16 protein-coding genes and 1 tRNA gene are annotated in these 19019 nt (G+C 56.2%); 3 read left to right on the plus strand and 14 right to left on the minus strand.

What is annotated here, in order from left to right; genetic code table 11:
- Positions 1–100 precede the first annotated feature (100 nt).
- The 5 genes from GSVR_RS16805 to GSVR_RS16825 all read right to left on the minus strand — a co-directional run bounded on the left by GSVR_RS16805 (position 101) and on the right by GSVR_RS16825 (position 7513).
- Positions 101–3241 carry an efflux RND transporter permease subunit gene (locus GSVR_RS16805; RefSeq protein ID WP_173198705.1) on the minus strand — a complete coding sequence of 1047 codons (3141 nt, stop codon included), beginning with the start codon at positions 3239–3241 and terminating at the stop codon, positions 101–103.
- Positions 3238–4401 (minus strand): efflux RND transporter periplasmic adaptor subunit, encoded by a 1164-nt coding sequence (locus GSVR_RS16810; RefSeq protein WP_173198707.1) that lies wholly within the window; start codon positions 4399–4401, stop codon positions 3238–3240. The genes GSVR_RS16805 and GSVR_RS16810 overlap by 4 nt, the downstream gene beginning before the upstream one ends.
- A gap of 51 nt (positions 4402–4452) precedes the next feature.
- Positions 4453–6039, minus strand: a complete 1587-nt coding sequence (locus GSVR_RS16815; RefSeq protein WP_173198709.1) for an efflux transporter outer membrane subunit — start codon at positions 6037–6039, stop codon at positions 4453–4455.
- A 335-nt stretch (positions 6040–6374) separates the two neighbouring features.
- On the minus strand, positions 6375–6878 hold the full coding sequence (locus GSVR_RS16820; protein WP_173198711.1) for a putative zinc-binding protein: 504 nt from the start codon (positions 6876–6878) through the stop codon (positions 6375–6377).
- Between the two features lie 77 nt (positions 6879–6955).
- Positions 6956–7513 (minus strand): sigma-70 family RNA polymerase sigma factor, encoded by a 558-nt coding sequence (locus GSVR_RS16825; RefSeq protein ID WP_173198712.1) that lies wholly within the window; start codon positions 7511–7513, stop codon positions 6956–6958.
- Positions 7514–7709: 196 nt separating this feature from the next.
- Here GSVR_RS16825 and GSVR_RS16830 point away from each other — a divergent pair, with 196 nt between their 5' ends.
- The 3 genes from GSVR_RS16830 to arsB all read left to right on the plus strand — a co-directional run bounded on the left by GSVR_RS16830 (position 7710) and on the right by arsB (position 9586).
- On the plus strand, positions 7710–8057 hold the full coding sequence (locus GSVR_RS16830) for a metalloregulator ArsR/SmtB family transcription factor (protein WP_173198714.1): 348 nt from the start codon (positions 7710–7712) through the stop codon (positions 8055–8057).
- Between the two features lie 63 nt (positions 8058–8120).
- Positions 8121–8540 carry an arsenate reductase ArsC gene (locus GSVR_RS16835; RefSeq protein WP_173198716.1) on the plus strand — a complete coding sequence of 140 codons (420 nt, stop codon included), beginning with the start codon at positions 8121–8123 and terminating at the stop codon, positions 8538–8540.
- On the plus strand, positions 8537–9586 hold the full coding sequence (gene arsB / locus GSVR_RS16840) for an ACR3 family arsenite efflux transporter (protein WP_173198719.1): 1050 nt from the start codon (positions 8537–8539) through the stop codon (positions 9584–9586). The genes GSVR_RS16835 and arsB overlap by 4 nt, the downstream gene beginning before the upstream one ends.
- A gap of 140 nt (positions 9587–9726) precedes the next feature.
- On the opposite strand, the gene GSVR_RS22215 is transcribed toward arsB, so the two are convergent.
- The 9 genes from GSVR_RS22215 to ccsB all read right to left on the minus strand — a co-directional run bounded on the left by GSVR_RS22215 (position 9727) and on the right by ccsB (position 19008).
- Positions 9727–9894 carry a DUF6290 family protein gene (locus GSVR_RS22215; RefSeq protein ID WP_173198721.1) on the minus strand — a complete coding sequence of 56 codons (168 nt, stop codon included), beginning with the start codon at positions 9892–9894 and terminating at the stop codon, positions 9727–9729.
- A gap of 737 nt (positions 9895–10631) precedes the next feature.
- Positions 10632–11981, minus strand: a complete 1350-nt coding sequence (locus tag GSVR_RS16850) for a sigma-54 dependent transcriptional regulator (protein ID WP_173198723.1) — start codon at positions 11979–11981, stop codon at positions 10632–10634.
- On the minus strand, positions 11974–13923 hold the full coding sequence (locus tag GSVR_RS16855; RefSeq protein WP_173198725.1) for an ATP-binding protein: 1950 nt from the start codon (positions 13921–13923) through the stop codon (positions 11974–11976). The genes GSVR_RS16850 and GSVR_RS16855 overlap by 8 nt, the downstream gene beginning before the upstream one ends.
- Positions 13924–14230: 307 nt before the next feature.
- A tRNA-Gly gene (locus GSVR_RS16860) sits at positions 14231–14305 on the minus strand.
- Between the two features lie 118 nt (positions 14306–14423).
- Complete coding sequence (locus tag GSVR_RS16865) at positions 14424–15644, minus strand: glycosyltransferase family 4 protein (protein ID WP_173198727.1); 1221 nt, start codon at positions 15642–15644, stop codon at positions 14424–14426.
- Positions 15637–16002, minus strand: a complete 366-nt coding sequence (locus GSVR_RS16870) for a four helix bundle protein (protein ID WP_173198729.1) — start codon at positions 16000–16002, stop codon at positions 15637–15639. Before GSVR_RS16870 ends, GSVR_RS16865 begins: the two co-directional genes overlap by 8 nt.
- A 15-nt stretch (positions 16003–16017) precedes the next feature.
- The gene (locus GSVR_RS16875) at positions 16018–16971 is read right to left on the minus strand and encodes a glycosyltransferase family 2 protein (protein WP_173198731.1); all 954 of its coding nucleotides are present in this window, start codon (positions 16969–16971) and stop codon (positions 16018–16020) included.
- 88 nt (positions 16972–17059) lie between these two features.
- A complete protein-coding gene (locus GSVR_RS16880; RefSeq protein ID WP_239077365.1) occupies positions 17060–18070 on the minus strand; it encodes a glycosyltransferase family 2 protein in 1011 nt (336 codons plus the stop codon).
- A gap of 80 nt (positions 18071–18150) precedes the next feature.
- Positions 18151–19008 (minus strand): c-type cytochrome biogenesis protein CcsB, encoded by an 858-nt coding sequence (gene ccsB / locus GSVR_RS16885; RefSeq protein WP_173198733.1) that lies wholly within the window; start codon positions 19006–19008, stop codon positions 18151–18153.
- Positions 19009–19019: the final 11 nt, after the last annotated feature.

A 19019-nucleotide genomic window follows, 5' to 3' on the forward strand; every position in this document is an offset into this window, starting at 1 on the left:
ATGAAAGGGAGCCGGCGGCCACGGCAGCCACCGGTGCTCTCCCTGTTCACGATGACAACATCAGCGCAGAGTTGTTCAGAGGTGGGTCTGGATGAAAAGGCTACGGCTCTTTCGGGGACTGTGCCGCTCCTGTGCCTTTACTACAGCGTTCACTCAACCTCTCCAGGAGCACGTAGAATACCGACACGAACGGAATGGCCAAAAGTGTCGATGAGAGCATACCGCCGAAAACTACCGTGCCGATGGCCCGTTGACTGGCGGAGCCCGCCCCGAAAGCGACCACGAGCGGCGCCACCCCGAGGATGAAGGCAAACGAGGTCATGATGATGGGGCGGAACCGGCGGTGGGTCGCCTCGATGGCGGCCTCGGCGATGTCCAGGCCGCTTTTGCGCAGGTCGCGGGCGAATTCGACGATCAGGATGGCGTTTTTGCTCGAAAGGGCGATCATGAGCACGAGCCCCACCTGGGTATAGAGGTTGTTGTCATAGCCACGTACTATGAGGGCAAGCAGGACACCGACAAGGGCAATGGGAACGACCAGTACGACCGCCGCGGGAGAGGTCCAGCTCTCGTACAGGGCTGCCAGCACCAGGTACACCAGAATGATGGAGACGGCATACACGAAGTAAGCCTGTTTCCCGACCTTTTTTTCCTGGTAGCTGGAGGAGGTCCAGTCGAATCCCATCCCTTCGGGCAATTGCCGTTCGGCTATCTGCTCCATGAAAGCGAGTGCCTGGCCGGAGCTGTAGCCGGGCGCTGCGGAGCCATAGATGGAGGCAGCCGGATAGAGGTTGTAGCGTGTGATCAGCTCAGAGCCGTTCGTCGGTTTGACATCGAGCAAGGCGCCCAGAGGGACCATGTCGCCGTTTGCATTGCGTACATGCAGGTTTTTTATGTCCTGCGGCTGGAGGCGGAACTGGTCGTTGGCCTGGACATATACCTGGAATACCTGATTGTATTTGTTGAACAGGTTTACGAACGAAGACCCCAGATAGGACTGGATAGTGGCGAACAGGTCGGCATTGGACACCTGGAAAGCCTGTGTCTTGGTCCTGTCGATGTCCAGATAAAGCTGCGGATTGCCAACGGTGAAGGTGCTTTGCAGACCGCGCAGACCCGCTTGGGCATTCGCTGCCTGGACAATTTCGTCCGCGGATTGCTTGAGCTGGTCCAATCCCAGGCTGGCCCGGTCCTCCAGCATCATCTGAAACCCGCCCGTCTGCCCCAGTCCACGGATCGGCGGGGGGATTGCCACGAAGGCCAGGGCGTCCTGGATGCCTGCGAGCTCCCGGTTGATATTCGAGATGATGACATCCTGGCTCAAAGCCGAACCGCGTTCCCCCCAATCCTGGTAGACGAAGAACGTGGACGAAACATTGGAGACGTTGGCGAAGTCCAGGACCGAGAAACCGCCTATGGTTACCCAGGAGGCAATTCCGCGGGTCTTTTTCAAGATGGCATTGACCTGATCGGCTGCTCGTTGCAGTCGCGGCTGCGATGCGCCGGGAGGCAGCACGGTCACAAGAATGGCATACCCCTGGTCCTCGGTCGGAAGAAATCCGGTCGGCCTGCTCAAAAAAAACAGGGTGGAGATGGTAACGATGATCGCAAAAATTATCGCCGACAGAACGGGAACCTTCACCATCCGGGTGACGATCCCCATATAGGAATCGGACACCTTCTGAAAGGCCCTGTTAAACCCTCGGAAAAACCGGTTGGGCGGTTTTTCTCCCCGCGGCTTCAACCATAGGGCGCACTGGGCCGGTTTCAGCGTCAGGGCGTTCAGGGCACTGAGGACGGTTGTGGCGGCTATCACCAGAGCGAATTGACGGAAGATCTGCCCGGTCAGCCCCGGAAGGAATGAAGCTGGCAGGAAGACGGCAACAAGGGCCAGTGTAATCCCCATGATCGGCCCGGTGAGCTCCTGCATCGCCTTGATCGTGGCCTCCTTCGGCGGCATGCCCTGCTCGATGTAGTAGGAGCTGTTCTCGACGATGATGATGGCGTCGTCCACGACGATGCCGATGACCAGGACCAAGGCAAACAAGGTCATGAGGTTGATGGTGAAACCGAGTGCAGCTATGGCGATGAAGGCGCCAAGAATGGTGACCGGAACGGTAGTGGCCGGAACCAGCATGCCTCTGAAGCTCTGCAGGAACACGACGATCACGATGAGTACCAGGATGCCGGCGATGACCAGTGTCTCATAGACCTTTGATATGGCTTCTCTGACAAAGGTGGTGGTGTCGTACCGGATGCCGTATTTCAAACCCGCGGGAAACGTTTTGCTCAAGTCCGCCATGGCCGTATAGATGCTGTCGGCCACCGCAATGGCATTGGCATCCGGCAGAGAGAACATGACGATCTGCGCGGAATGGAGGCCCGATACTCGGGAAAAATTGCTGTAATTCTGCCGGCTCAACTCCACCTTGGCTATGTCGCGCAGGCGTACGATCTGTGGCGATGTACCGGTAACGGATTTGATGATGATGTTCTCGAATTCTTTTTCACTGGACAGCCGGCCAAGGGCAGTTATGGTGAGCTGATAAGGATGATGCTCAGGCACCGGTGGAACACCCAACTGACCGGTGGCCACCTCCACGTTCTGGCCCTGGATGGCCGCCACCACATCGGAGGTCTTGAGCCCGAAAGTCTGCAATCTGTTGGGGTCCAGCCATACCCGCATACTGTAAGGGCCGGCGCCGAAGATCCTGACCTGGCCGACACCGGGTATTCGCGCAAGCGGGTTCTGCAGGTTTATCAGACCGTAGTTGGAGAGAAACGTTTCGTCGAAACGGTCGTCATCGGAATACAGGCTAACCACGAGCAGGATATTCGGGGATACCTTCTTGACCGTGATTCCCTGTCTCTGTGCGGCATCGGGAAGCTGGGCCAGGGAGCTGTTGACCAGGTTCTGCACCAGCGCTATTGAAGCATTCAGGTCGGTACCGATATCGAACGTGACCGTCAAGGTATAAGAGCCGTCGCTGCCGCTGGTGGAAGACATGTAGATGGCCTTCTCCACACCGTTCACCGCTTGCTCGATGGGGGTCGCGATAGTGGCTGCCACTACTTCGGCGCTTGCTCCCGGATACCGGACGCTGATCTGCACGGTGGGCGGGACAATCTGCGGATACTGGGCCACCGGGAGAAGTTTGAGAAAGATGAGCCCGATCAGTATGGTGATTATCGCTATGACGTTGGCAAAAATCGGCCGTTCTATGAAATATTTGGAGATCATCGGACCCCTTTCGGCGCCGGATTCTCCTGTTCCGGAGTGACCCGGCTGCCCGGATGGGCTTTCAACAAGGCGCTGACGACGATCCGTTCATTTCCTGACAGACCTTCTTCAATGACGCGCAGACTGTCTTCTTCCAGAGGACCCGTTTTAACCGTGCGGCGTTCGACGGTATTCTGGGCGTTGACCACGAGTACATACGAGCCTTGCTGGTCGCTGCCGACCGCCGTGGCCGGCACGAGCTGTGCCATCCTGGTTTCAACGGGCACGCGCACCCGTGCGTACAAGCCCGGCATGATTTTCCCGGCAGCGTTCGGGAAGGTGCCTCTCATCAGCAGAGTCCCCGTTGTGGGAGTAACGCTGATCGACGCAAAGTCCAGCCGGCCGCTGTGTGGATAACCTTCTTCGCCGGTCATGCCGGCAGATACCGGCCACTTGCCGACGTCCCCTTTCCCCGGCTTCCAGTCGGCGCTTTTCGTCAGACGGGCAAGGTCGCTATCGCTCACGTTGAAGTACACGTAGATAGGGTCCACCTGGCTGATCTGGGCGAGATTCGTGTTGGATGACGAAGAACCCACCACATTCCCGGGGTCCTGAAGTCTTCGGTCTATCCTGCCGGTAAAGGGGGAAACGACCCGCGTGTAGCCCAGGTTGAGCTTTGCCGTCGCCGCGTTCGCTGATGCGGTCTTCAGATTGGCCTCGGCGGAATCACGCTGGTACTGCCAGTTATCCACGTCGGATTGCGCGGCAGCGTTGGCAGTCAAGAGATTCGAGTAGCGGAGGAATTGACTTTGGGCATATTTAAGCTGGGCCTGCTGCGTTAAAACCTGCCCCTCCGCCTGCCGCAGAGCGTCCTGGTACGTATTCTGCTGGATCAGAAAAAGGAGCTGTCCTTTTTTCACCATTTGACCATCGTGGAAAAAGACCTTGTCCAGATATCCCTGGACCCTGGCCACCAGTTGTACCGTGTTGATGGCCTGGGTGTTTCCCGTCAGTTCCAGATAGTACGTAACCTTACGCTGCAGCGGCTGGCTGACTGACACTTTCGGGGGAAGAGGAGGCTGGGGCTTTTCCCGCTTGCAGCCGGCACAGCAAAAGAATGAGAGGAGGAAAACGGCAACGGCTGCGGCTTCCTTCACTATTGTTTTCTTCCTGCAATGCATCCGTGTGCCTCCGCGGCTTGATTGGTTTCCGGATCGACTCACATTCTGCTGTTACCAGTCGGGTGATGTGGGGGAGGATTCGGGTTTCTTCCCGGCAGCCGGATTATACGATGCCGGAGCAAGCAGGCTGCCCCAATCGGTACGCTTTTCCATTTCCACTGTTACGGCGGGTGCAACCAATTCTTTCCCTTCCCGGAACTCCCATCCGCCGCCAAGCGCCCGGTAAACCCCCACCAGGTTGATGGATATGTTCCCCAGGGTGGCGGCCAAGCGGTCCTGCTCATTCAAGAGAGACTGCTGGGCAATAAGAACGGCGGTGAAATCCCTGACCCCTGCCACATATTGCTTCACCGCCAGGTTCATCGAGTTCTTGGCCGCTTCGGCACTTTGAGCCAGAAAGGCGGCCTGTTCCTGAGCCCTGAGGAACGCGGCCAGATTGTCCTCCACGTCCTGCTGTGCCTTCAGTACCGTATTTTGATAGACAAGGAGCAGCTCTTGCAGCCTTGCATCCTGCAACCGCACATTGTTTCTGATCTGGCCGTAATTGAAGATGTTCCATTGGAGCGAGGGACCGATCTGATAGGTGCGGCTGCTCCACCGAAAGATATCGCCCAGGCTTGACTCTCCGATAGTGCTGGCAGAAAATCCGAAATTTCCGACCAAAGACAGGGCGGGATAAAGATCCGCTTTGGCGACGCCGATCTGAGCCGATTGCGCAACTGCCTGATATTCTGCGCTGCGGATATCGGGACGGCGGCGGAGCAGGTCGGCGGGAATCCCGACACTCACCTCACGGGGGGAAACCGGTATCCCTTGGTTCCCCTTGATCATATCCGCCAGATCGTTCGGCGCCATGCCCAGCAATACGCACAGGGCATTTCTCTGCTGCTTTAACTGGGCATCAAGCGCAGGAATGGTGGCCATGGTATCGCTGAGTGCCGCTTTGGCCTGCTCCACATCCAGTTGCGAAACAACACCGAAGCGAAATCGTGTTTCAGCGATCTTCAGACTTTCCCGACCGGTTTCTACATTCTGGCGTGCAATCTCGATCCGCTTTTCCAGGGTCCTGACATTGATGTAGGAAGTGGCTACATCAGCGGTGAGGCTGACCAGGGCGTTGTCGTAATCAGCAGCCGTTGCAAGCCAGGCGGCGCTGGCCGACTCGATGCCGCGTCTGAACTTCCCCCAGAAATCCAGTTCCCAACTGGCGCTTGCCGCAATTTGGGCGAGAGAGAATTCGAAGGGGGGAAAGGCTTGCACTCCGGATTGACTCGTTCTGATATGCTGCAGAGAACCGTTGATCTGCTGGGTCTGGGGGTAAAAATTACCGGCAGCGATCCCAAGCTGGGCTCGCGCTTCGATCACTCTCACGCCGGCAACCTTGAGGGACAGGTTTCCGTCGTAAGCCCGACCAATGAGTTGATTCAGGACCGGGTCATTGAAGGCCTGCCACCAGGTGCGGTACTCCCCGGTCTCGCTCTTGACCCTTGTATCTCCCGCTTCCGTCCAGGTCGGAGAGACCTCGACATCGGGGCGTCGATAGTCGGGACCGACCATACAGCCGGACAGCGTCAAGGTAAGGACCGCCATAAGAACAGAAAGGAACGAGTGCGGTGCGGTAATAGGGCGAAGGTGCATGGACCCCGGCCTCCTGAACTGCCTCTGAGCCTGGAAAATAATTAAATTAAAATAATCTTCTGAAAATAATATCATGATCCCGGAAGGAGTCCACGGGCGGGGAAGATAAAAATTCCGATGTGCTGAGGCGGATAAGATGAGTAACGAGTGAAGAGGTAATTGCTGGAGCGACTCAACACGGTTTGGGAACCACAAAAAGAGAAAGGGGTCAGGCTGATCAGCCTAACCCCTTGTTTTCTTTGGGGCGGGAAACGGGATTCGAAAGGGCTGGCTTCGCCGATAGTTTACGATACATCCGGCCAGGGAGGAAAAAAGATACTAACGTTGCCCTTTCGTTAAAGCGTTGCCGCAATCGTGCGGGCTACGGTCATGGCATGCGCCCGGATCTTCTCCGGCGGCATATCATCGATGCCGAACAGGCTCCGGTCAAAGTCGAACAACCTGTCGGTAATCACCAGCTCCGGTTCCAGCCCTTCAATGACTCCCGCCATCATCCGCGAGGCGCAGTTGACGTGACAGCCCTCCAACGACAGGAGCCGCCCCGCCTTGCGGACCAGGTCGCGCTGGCCGGAGTCTTTGGTAAACGCTCCCCCCAGGCAGACTCTGACGGTCTTTTCCGGCACCAGCGAATGGCACAGGATATTTGCTGTTTGCCGCGCAATCTCTCCGCGAAGACACGCCCCTTCGCAACACATCACTGCCACCGGCTTCTCTTTTTGGCGATCGGCATAATCGTCACAGAGATGGCAATTGTTTTTTGCCTTGGCTATACGGATTTCTTCGTACTCGCCGTTCTCTTCTGCTGTAGTTCTGGGTTTGCAACAGTCTTTGAAATTCATGTGTTCCTCCCACGGTGGATTTGACTGCTCTGTCACCGTAGACGGGAACGCGCGAAAAAAGATACGCTGGGCGGGATTTATTCTGATTTGCGATCGCACATCAGGTTGCTGCGCTCATCATGGTAGAAGGTGCACTGGCACTCCAAGGCTTTCTTCAGAGCGGTACGTCCTCGATGAAGTCTGATCTTGACGGTGTCGATGCTGATCTGCAGAACTGAAGCTATCTCAGCGTTGGAAAGCTCTTCAAAATCACTAAGGAGCAATACCGTCCGGTAATTCTCGGGCAGTTGCTCCACAACACCGCGGATGCAGGCATTCATCTCCCTGCGAATATACTCGTGATCCGTGCCTGCAGAATCCAAATCCGGGTGTTCATCTACCGATGCATCATCAGCCATTTTTTCGAGCCGGTTCTGTTTCACGGTTGATGAAGCGGCATGGTCATGGGCGGTGTTGGTTGCGATTCGGTAGATCCAGGTGGAAAGGGACGCCTCACCCCGGAAGTCGCCGAACGCCTGACTGACCTTCAGGAAGACCGTCTGGGTCAGGTCGGCAGCATCTGCCTCGCTGGTGAGGTTGGTGAGGTACCGATATATTTTGGGCTGGAACATGCAGTAAATCTCATCAAAAGTCACTGGACACTCCCGCAATGATCGTTGATTTCGGAAGCAATCATATTCGCTTTAGCGGATAAATCAATATCGCAATTTTATCATGACAGGCTATAAAGGGATGTGGTCATAGCTGGAATTACGGAGTCTCTGATCTCTCACCCTCTGTAATCTTCACGTAACTTGACCCCGGGCTCAAACAGTTCTATAAGTCTATGCCATGAAACGCCACGCCCAGATATTCAAGGCCCTGGCAGATCCGATTCGACTGCGCATTATCCTTCTTCTGGAAGCCGAAGGAGAGTTGTGCGTCTGCGACCTGATGGCCGTCTTGAAACTTCCACAGTCCACTGTGTCGAGGCATTTGGCCTACCTCAAACGCAGCTGCTGGGTCGACACCCGCCGCCAGGGAGTCTGGATGTATTACCAGTTGAGCCATGAGAGCTGCGAGGTGTGCCGTGAAGTACTCGACATTCTCCGCAGACACGCGTCCGGCCTTCCTGAGTCAGCCGCTGATCGTACCGCCTTGACCGCCATCCTGAAGAACAAGCCGAGCACTTGCCCCTAACCCATCCTCTGTAACACAATTGTCGCTTGAAATATATCCGCAAAAGCGGATATATTTACTTTCATGAAATCACGCGTACTCTTTCTCTGTACCCACAACTCATGCCGCTCCCAGATGGCCGAAGGACTCGTGAACCATTACCTCGGCGACCGCTTCGAGGCTTTTTCAGCCGGCACGGAAGCCACCAGGGTCAATCCTCTGGCCATTCAGGTTCTGGCCGAGCTCGGCATTGACATCTCCGGACATAGCTCCAAGACCATTGATGAATTTGCCGGCCAAAGCTTTGACCACGTCATCACGCTCTGCGGCTCGGCCAACGAGCAATGCCCACTTTTCTTCGGGGGTACGCAACGGGTCCATATCGGATTTGATGATCCCTCACGGCTGCCAGGCAGTGCTGAAGAGGTCCTGCCCGAGTTTCGCCGGGTACGGGACCAAATTCTTCACAGAATCAGCACCTGTCTGACAGGAGCACAAATATGAGCGAGCACATTGGCCGCAAACTCTCATTTCTCGACCGGTGGTTGACCCTGTGGATATTCGCCGCCATGGCCTTTGGCATCGGCCTCGGCTATTTCATCCCCGGCACACAGACCTTCATCAACTCTTTCCAGGTCGGTACTACCAACATTCCGATAGCCATTGGCCTGATCGTGATGATGTACCCTCCTTTCGCCAAGGTGAAATACGAGGAAATGCCGGAAGTGTTTCACAACAAGAAGGTGCTGGGGTTGTCACTGGTGCAGAACTGGCTGATCGGCCCGGTGCTGATGTTCGTGCTGGCCGCATTACTGCTGCCGGATAAGCCGGATTACCTGGTGGGACTGATCATGATCGGTCTGGCGCGCTGCATCGCCATGGTCATCGTCTGGAACGAACTGGCCAATGGCAATACCGAGTACGCCGCTGGGCTGGTGGCATTCAACAGCGTCTTTCAGGTGCTGTTTTACAGCGTCTACGCCTGGTTCTTCATCACCGTACTGCCGCCGTTGGTGGGGCTGAAGGGGATGGTGGTGGATGTCAGCATCAGGCAGATTGCCGAGAGTGTGTTCATCTACCTGGGAGTCCCCTGCATCGCCGGCGCCCTGACCCGCTTCGTGGGGGTGAAGGCGGTGGGTAAAGAGCGCTATCACGCCGAGGTGGTGCCCATGATCAGTCCGCTGACCCTGATTGCCCTGCTCTTCACCATCGTGGTCATGTTCAGCCTGAAGGGCAATCTGATCGTGCAACTCCCCATGGACGTGCTCCGCATCGCCATTCCGCTGTTGATCTATTTTGTAGTCATGTTCCTGGTGTCGTTCTGGATGGGCAAGCGCCTGGGAGCTGACTATTCCAAAACCACGACGCTGGCCTTCACCGCTGCCAGCAATAATTTCGAGCTGGCCATTGCCGTGGCTGTCGCGGTGTTCGGTCTGAATTCCGGAGCTGCCTTTGCCGCCGTGATTGGGCCGCTGGTGGAGGTGCCGGTCATGATTGGTCTGGTAAATGTGGCATTCTGGTTTCAGCGGCGCTGGTTAACGGCTTGTTAGGGGAGGAGCTGATGAAATCTGTCAACGGCAAGGCCGCCATCACACTCCTGTTGTAGCGAAATCAACCGTCTGGGTCAGCCGGTGGCATCGGCATCGTTTTCTTCAACAGCGCGACGCTAGTCTAGTGCCCGAAACGGGTTTCAATTCGAAAGTGTCTTGTTGAGCAGTAAAAACAGTAAGGCTTCACGCATGATGTCCGAAATGCTTTTGTGATGTTTCTCCATGAAATGGTTCAGGTGCGCTCGTTCCTCTTCACTGATCCTAATGGAAATAACATTGTACCTGGGACTCGCTGTCGTTCTGCCCATGCAGCTCTTCCTCGCAATCGATTGGATTCCTCTAGAGGTTTGTCCCTACCAGCGGCTGTATGGCGGCGGTGTCCAGGGGACAGCGCCGCTCGTTCTGCGGTAACGTCACAGGGTGTTACAGGGCCACAGGGAGTGGTATTGCGACCGCTTCACTTGCTCTCTGTTTGTCGGGAAAGATAGCATTTGTACTGATACCCGAAGACAGCTACGACTACGACCAGCAGTATAAACAGACCTACATACATCATGATGTTACTCCTCTCTCTACAGTATGGTGAGGCAGATGCCTTTGCCGGGCGCGGATATCAAGCCGTGACAGCTTTCGCCCTTCAATCCGTGCCGGCAAAAAACCAATTACTTCTTTGTCTCGTTTCTCGTGCGGTAAATGTGGCAGGATTCATAATCACTGGCACAGTACGACAGTATCTTGGCTATTTTGATACTTGATATATTCATGCAGTAGCATTCAGGAAAAGGCTTTTTCAGGTGTTTGCAGTTATGGTACCGCGCGTTTTCCGCAGTATCGGCAGCGTTCGTATGTTCAGCAACGCTCTTCATTGCCGCCCCTTTCTCCGTGATGGCAGTCCCCGCCCAAGCGGTACGCAGGAATACTCTAGCAACAGCGATGCCATTTATTTAACTACTTACAATTGCTAAATTTTATTGATATGAGGATTAGGCGTGGGTGGGCAAAATGAAGAGTTGTAAACGGATAGGGGTAGGCAAAATGAACAGTATTACAGATTGTATCTGGCAAGCATGCGTTTGAAGCTGCTGTAATCGACTTCAAGCAGGCGAGCCGCTTCCATCTTTTTGCCGCCAGTGGCCGCCAGGGCCTCCCTGACGGCATGACGCTTCAGTTCCTCGAGGGGCTGCACTCCGGCACTGTTGTCGCCGGGCGCTACTTGTTGGGGGGATGACATGACATTGATCATGTCCTGGCCTGTGACGGTTTCCCCCGCAAAGAGGGCGGCGCGTTTCATCGCGCTTTTCAGTTCCCTGACATTGCCGGGCCATGAGTGGCGATGCAGTTGCAGGATCGCGTCGGGCGACATGCGAGGTGCAATCCTGTTCAGTTCCAGCGACACCTCATTGAGAAATTTCTGCGCCAGCACCGCAATGTCATTACCCCTTTCACGCAACGGCGGCAAGGTAATCATGAGGTCGCCGAGCCGATAGTAGAGATCCTCACGAAAGCTGCCACTGCTCACTTCGCTTCGAAGATCACGGTTGCTTGCCGCAATAATACGGGTATCCACCGCCACCTGCCTGGTCCCCCCCACGGGGAAAAAAAGCTTCTCTTCAACGGCATGGAGTATCTTGGCCTGGATGGAAGGAGAGGCACAATCGATGTCGTCAAAAAAGAGCGTACCGCCGTGGGCCTCCTCGAAAAGTCCCCTTTTGGCTGAGGTTGCCCCGGTAAAGGCACCCTTGACGTGCCCGAAGAGCTGGCTCTCCACCAGTGGCTCCGGCATGGAACCGACAGTCACCGTCACAAAGGGGTGGTGTCTGCGCCGGCTCAGCCCATGGATCAAGGCGGCCAGGTGAGACTTGCCGCCCCCTGTTTCACCCTGGATGATCACCGAAAAGTCGGTCTCCGCAATACGCTGCGCCTGCCGAATGACATCGAGCATTGCCGGGCTCTCTCCGAGGAGCAGTTCCAGCGAGGCCTGTTCGTGCCTCCTCGCCTTTTCCAGTTCGACCCGCTGCAGGTGCGGCGTTGCCGCCCGCATCACGGTGTCGACAAGCTGCCTGCAGTCAAGCGGCTTGCGCACGTATGCGGACACCCCCAGCTCGATGGCCTTGAGCAGATAGCCGGTCTCCGTAAAAGCGGTCGTGAGAATGACGGGGGTTTCAGGGGCAATCTCCCGGATGCTTCTCGCCATGTCGAGGCCGTCCATGATCGGCATCATGATGTCGCTGACAACAACATCGGGGAGTTCCCGGGAGAACAGGTCCAGCCCCTCTTTCCCGTTGGCCGCGACGACGACCCGTGCAAAGTGCATCTCAAGCACGATCCGGATACGGGCCCGCAGGGCCGGCTCATCCTCCACGTAGAGAATGGTGACAGGTGCTTTCTCATCCATTGTGTTCTACCTCCCCTGATTCATCCCGCGGCAGCTCTATTCTGAACACCGTACCGTCCGGGCCGCTCGTGAAGCTGAGCCGCCCCCCCATGCTCTCCTCGATGATCAGCCTTGACATGTAAAGCCCGATGCCGGTCCCTTTTCCTTCGGATTTGCTGGTAAAGTACGGTTCAAACACCTTGTCTCCATACTCCTTCGGGATCCCGCAGCCGTTGTCCTTGACCTCGACAACAACGCTCTGCGCCCCTTCGGACAGGCCAATAACCACCAGACCGCTGCCGCCCTGGCGGTGCCCGTTTATAGCGTCAAGGGCATTGCTGACAAGGTTGAGAACGGACTGTTTGAACTCATTCCGGTACCCCCTTACCTTTGTCCGTCCGCCCGACAGATTATTCACCACTCTGAGACCGACGTTTGAAGCGTTGAATTGAGCGCCGACAAGTTGAACCACGTCCTGAATATTCTCATCGAGATCGAACACCTCTATCACCTTCTCCGGATTGAAAAAATTCCTGAAATCCTCGATGGTGTCGGACATGTAATAGAGCTGTTGCTGCGCCTCGGCCTCCGCGTTCTCCAGAAACGCGTCGTCGATACAGCGCCGCTCCCACGCCATTCTGATACTCTGGATTGTGGCGCCGAGCGTGGCCAACGGTTGCCGCCACTGATGGGCGATGGCTCCGATCATCTCTCCGATCGCCACAAGGCGGGCATGGCGGGCAAGCAGCCGCTCATGCTTGAGCCGACGCTCTGTTTCCTCCTCGACCCTTCTCATCAGGCTACGATTCAGTTCGTTCAGTTCCTCCTGATTCCTTACGAGTTCAAGCTCCCTGATGGTAAGCTTTCGAGCCATCTCATCGAAGGCAAGGGCCAAATTCCCCAGTTCCCCCCCCTCGACAACGGTCGAAACGCTGACCTGCAGCCCCTCTTCTGCAAGAGTTTGTGCTGCCTCCTGAAGCTTGTTGATACGCCTGACAAAGCAGTAATTGCCGATAAGCATGACCAGTATGACGGTGGCCAGCAGAAAGGGAGTGAGAATGGCTATGTTGTATATCAGGGCCTTTTTGGCCTTCAGTTGCGCTACCTGCAGCGGTATGCTCGCCCTGATGTACAGGTACGGTGCCTTTTCGGTCTGCAAATACAACTTGCGATAGATGTTAATGTGCCGCTCTTCGACAGAATCGGAATCAGTATCACTCCCCTCCTCCGGTCCGTTTTTCATTTTCAAAAAGGCCGACTCTTCCACCCTCGTTCCCGCAAAAATCTCCGGACTCGGGTTCCGGTCGATGATGACCCCCTTATAGTCAATGATGCTGAACGAGGAATTCGGAGGTAAGCCCCCATGGTTTATAAGTTCATTGACGTAATGGAAATTGATGTTAACCGCGATGACGCCTCCGACTGTCCCTTCCTCACTGAGCAGGGGAAAGCCGAAACCGATGGTAGGTCGTGCCGAGATCCGGCCAACGATATATTCGCCGGATGAGAACCGCCCCGTTGTGAGGGCGTTCTGAAAGGTACGCGAGTCTTTGAGGGAGAAGGAGACATTCCTGGGCAGGCCGGACGCCCATACTTCCCCGGTTCGGTCAGTGATAACGACATTTCCGTACTGGGGGCTCTTCCTGAGTATGTCGGCCAGGATGGTATTGGTTGCCGCAACGTTGTGGCTCTTTATCTCGGGCAATTGGGCGAGAATGGTCAGGAGCTGTTCCGCATCACCTGCCAGATTGTACTGTTCCGTCGCGATGTTATAGACCAGCTTCTTTCCATCGACGATGGCTTCGTTGATGGAATCCCTGCTCTGCCTTACCGCTGAATGGATTATCAGCGCGAACGCCGGCATGGCAAGAAGGATGGCCATAAGAAACAGGTGTGTACGAAATGACAGTGCGGAGAGACGATGGAGCAGTCTTTTACCTATATCGTTACACTTCCGTTTCATACGTTGTGTCCGGAAAGAAGGTCTACGAGTCATTTGCAAGAGAACACCTTGCAAGTCGTGCAGAGGTAACGTGAATCGCTGCATAGTATCAGAATTGAACCTAAAATGGCACAAAGTTCTACCCCGGGCGATCGGCTAAGAAAGCCCTCCCCTGTCCGGCACTATATGTGAAACCCTGACAAGTTTTATAGAGAGATCCGGCAGGAGGCAGCGATTCAGCAGAGGGCAAGAAAATCAGAGGGGGCACAGAAAGGCGTACAAAAGAAAAAGGGTTTAAGCATTTTCTGCTTAAACCCTTGGTTTCTTATGGAGCGGGAAACGGGATTCGAACCCGCGACTTCAACCTTGGCAAGGTTGCACTCTACCACTGAGTTATTCCCGCTTGGGAGCTTTGTTATTTACCAAATTGCCTCGGCCCTGTCAACCAATTTGTTTCATTTTTTTGCATCCGATATTTTACTCACCTCCGGCACTGCTTATCCGGACACCGGCAAACCGCCTCAGGCCTTGAGGGAGAGGAGCTTGCGGTAGCTGGCAACCAGCTGCAGGGCGCGCACATCCCATGAGTGCGTGCCGACCGCCCGCTCCCGGGCACGACGTCCCAGTTCCGTGCACAAACCGCGATCCTTCAGCACGCTGACGATGCAGGCGGCAAGCGCCGAGGCACTGCCGTATTCGGCGTAGACAGCATCCTCGCCGAGGATTTCGCGGTTGATCTCACTTTCGAAAGCCACCACCGGCAGGCCGCAGGCCATGTAGTTGAAAAGCTTGCCATTGGCCTCGGTACGCGCCAGTTTCGGCGAGACTGCCAGATCCCCCGCACTCAGCATGAGAGGGGCACGATCATAGGGGACGCGGCCGGTGAAGATGATGCAGTCATCGATTCCCATCCGGGCGGCCTTGCGGCGGTATTCCTCGTCCGGAAACCCCATCAGGAGGAATCGCGCATCTGCCATCCCGGCCCTGACCAGGGGTATTGCCTCCAGGAGCAGATCAACTCCCTGGTAACGGTTGAACAGCCCCAGATAGACCACCAGGGGAACGCCGTCCGGAATGCCTAGGTAGCGGCGAGCCTCTGCGCGCGGGTAAGGTCTGAACTCTTCCGTGTCCACGCCATCCATGAGGGTGTCGACGCTGCCGGAAGCCATGCCCCAGCCGCTGACGAGTTCGTTCGTCCCCTCCCCGGAGCTGGTAATGATGGCGTCGGCGCTTCTGTTTATGGCCCCTTCCAGGAACGTAAAAAGACGGTGGCGCTTTGATCCCTGCCGAAAGAAGGCATGGTTGAGCACCTCACCGGTAAGGCTTCCCTGATAATCGAACAGGAGGGGAATACGGAGCATCCGTTTGAGGATACTGCCGACAAATGCTCCTTCATGGAGATGGGCGTGGATCAGATCGGGCCGGAATGAACGAGCAACCGAACGGGCTTTCTGCAGTAGCAGCAGATCGAGGTAGGGCTTGTGCCAAGAGGGACCCGCTTCCAGCTTTTTGTACCAGGGGACCGGCGGAATCCTGAACACCGGGATATCCGGCATGTCACGTCCCAGATGGTACGTGACGATGCACACCTCATGGCCGAGCTTCTTCAGCGCCCTGGCCTCTTCGTAGATCCTGACATGGCAACCCCGGTCGGAAAAATACGGCGTGGGGGCCAGCATAAGGATGCGCAGGGGCTTGGGGCTTGGGGACTGGGGACTGGGGACTGGGGGAAAGCTACTCATGTGTGACCATTTTGCTTCGATAATACCGGATCAGGCCGTTTAATAACTTTTTTAACGAAGATAACCGCATCAGGAGTTGATCGGAGTTTTGCAGATAGTTCAATTTTTCCGAGATGATTATCTGGGTTTCCAGCTCTGATGCCGATCCTAAAGCAATAAAGAGAAATTGGATAAATTCCTTGCCTGTCTGTCGTGCAGCGCCTTCTGATATGTTTGATGGTATGGAAACCGCTGCCCGGCGCATTTGCGCAGTTAATCCAAAAAGTTCTTCCTTGGGAAATCGCCGCGTCAGCTCGTATACCTCTTTTACCAAGTCAATTGAGAGCTGCCAGACTTCAAGATCCTTGTGATCTCTCACGCCAGTCCCCAGTCCCTAATTCCCAGTCCCCACATTGATTCGTTCACGCACAACGTAAATCGGCTTGCTCTGGGATTCGAAATAGGTGCGGGCGTTGAGTTCGCCCAAAAGCCCCATCACGATGAACTGGATTCCCATGAACAGCAAAAAGGCGGTCAGGATCAACAGTGGATTGCGATTCATGCTGACATGCTCGAACAGCTTCATATAGACGGTGGCGGTTCCGCTGGCAAGTCCCGCCAGAAAGGTGTAGACCCCCCAGCGGCCAAAGAGCTGGATCGGCTTGGTGGAATACGCCAGAAGAAACTTGACGGTCATCAGGTCCAGGATGACGCGCAGCGTCCGGGAGATTCCGTATTTACTGCTCCCGTGGCGGCGGGGATGATGGCTGACCTGCAGCTCGGCTACCCTGGCCCCCACCTGGGATGCCAGCGCCGGTACGAAGCGGTGCATTTCGCCGTACAGATTGATGCCCTCGAGCACCTCGCGGCGGTACGCCTTCAGCGTGCAGCCGTAATCGTGGAGATGCACGCCGGTAAAGGACGAGATGAGGGCATTGGCCAACAGTGAGGGGATTTTCCGGGTGATGAAGGTGTCCTTGCGATCGTGCCTCCAGCCGGAAACGACGTCGTACCCTTCCTCCAGCTTGGCGACCAGACGGGGGATGTCCGCAGGGTCGTTCTGGAGATCACCGTCCATCGGGATGATGATGCCGCCGGTTGCAGCATCGAAGCCGGCCGACATGGCTGCCGTCTGGCCGAAGTTCCTGCGCAGCCTGATCACCTTGAGCCGGGCATCCTTGCCGGCCAGGCGCTGCAGGGCACCAAAGGAACCATCCGTGGAGCCGTCGTCCACCATGATGATCTCGTAATTCGGATCGAAACCGTCCAAGGCACCGACAATCGCCTGGTACAGCTCGTCGATGTTATCCTGCTCATTGTAAATGGGGACAACGACACTGAAATTCACACGATACTCCAAAATCTGCTCTGAATCCGGGATTTCCCTGCTCCAGCCTGGGATTATAGTTCAAAAAAGGGAAACCGTCTGCGCTTTTTTACCAGGTTTGATCCTCAAACGACTTGAGTTTCCGGATGACGACAACAGTGTCATCAGTGGCAACGACCGGCTTGCCGCAGACAAAACCCTTCAAGAGACCCAAACCGTTGCAGATATGCATGATCGGAAATATCAGCAGCACGGCTGCGGCCCCGGGCTTGCCAGAGCCGAATGCGGCCGCCACCGCCGAAAACAGCGCTGCGAGGCCATAGAGAGCCAGAGGGAAGCGCCATACCCAGAAATCCGAAAGAAACGGGACCACAACCAGGTAGAACACAAAGAGGAGCGGCAAAAAGCTCATCAGCGAACGCGGCCCGGCCAGCAGCGTCTGCTGGGCGCGCCCCCGGCCGTAGGAAAACATCTGCCGCATGAAAGCCCTCAATGTGCTCCGCTGGCTTCTCCAGACCGCCATACCGGGATCATGGACCAGCCGATGAGCGCTGTTAATGCGGTCAAGCAGCTCGTTCTCCTCATTCGGGTACAGACGCTCGTCAAAGCCTCCGGCTTCCAGAAAGATGTCGCGCCTGACCGCCAGATTGCACAGAATCAGTTCCTGCTCGGTCGTCTCACGTGCGGTGCCGACGGCCCGGTAGCGGTTGCGCATGGCACCGGCCCCGAATGGCGAGGACAAGGCAAAACCGAAAAGCCGCTGCAGAAAAGAATCCGAAGGGGGGGTCAAGGATGGTCCTCCGGCAACGGCAACCGAAGAATCCCGCACTACAGCAGCGCAGCGGGGGAGATTGGCATCCGTCACCAGCGAGTCGTCATCCAGAAAATAGATGATCTCACCGTGGGCCTGCCGGGCAGCGAGATTCCGCTGGCGGCTCGGCATGGTCCCCTCGGCCACGAAAACCTCGAAGGGATACTCGTCGGTCGGAAGCCTGCGCAGCGCTTCCAGCGCTTTGATCGCTCCGGACGGCTTGACCGGGATGATGATGGAAAAAGTGGGCATGAACGGGCGCCATAAAAAAACCGGGGCACGCCCCGGTTCGGCTGTCGATCGAATCATGAGAGAGCCGTCCCCCTTCTTCCCTTTCGCCGGATGTGCGCAGTTTCAGGGGCAAAGGTTTCCGGCTCTCTCACCGTGTTCTACATCTTGGAATTGCCGTAGCTGTGCAGACCGGAAAGGAAGAGATTCACACCCAGGTAACAGAATATGGTCGCACCGAAGCCGATGATGGACAGCCATGCCGCCCTTTTCCCGACCCAGCCCCTGGTGAAGCGTGCATGAAGAAAGGCCGCATACACGAACCAGACGATCAGCGACCAGGTTTCCTTGGGATCCCAGCTCCAGTAAGTGCCCCAGGCGTAGTTGGCCCAGGCGGCGCCGGTGATGATGCCGAGGGTGAGCAGCGGAAAGCCGATCATGATGGCCCGGTAATTGAGGTCGTCCAGCACCCGTGTCGGGGGAAACATCGACATCAGCCCGCCGGCGGCGACAACCGTGCTCCCCTCCTCGTGTCGGGCCCTGAGAATGTACATGATCGAGATGCCGCACGCCACGGCAAAGGCGGCATACCCGAGGAAGCAGGTAACAACGTGATACAGAAGCCAGTTGCTCTGCAGTGCGGGAACGAGCGGCTCGATGCCGGTATTCAGCCCGAGCTGCGCCCAGGCCATGCCGAGCATGGCAAACGGCACCACGAATGCGCCGACGACCCGATATTTGTATTTCAGGTCAATGAACAGATAGAGCAGGACAATGGTCCAGGAGAAGAAAACCACCGACTCGTACAGGTTGGAAAGGGGCGCATGGCCTACCCCCATGTCGTACGATTCTTTCCAGCGCAGGGCAATGGCGACCGTCTGGAGGACAAGGCCGACAAACGCGGTGCAGGTCCCGGCCAGACCGACGGTCTTGTGCTTGCCGGCCAGAAAGGCGAAGAAAATAATCATCGAAGCCAGGTAGGCAAGCGTGGTGAGATTGAAAAGCATGGAGCTGGTCATACGGTGGTAAC

It is taken from the genome of Geobacter sp. SVR, from assembly GCF_016865365.1.
Classification (GTDB): domain Bacteria; phylum Desulfobacterota; class Desulfuromonadia; order Geobacterales; family Pseudopelobacteraceae; genus Pelotalea.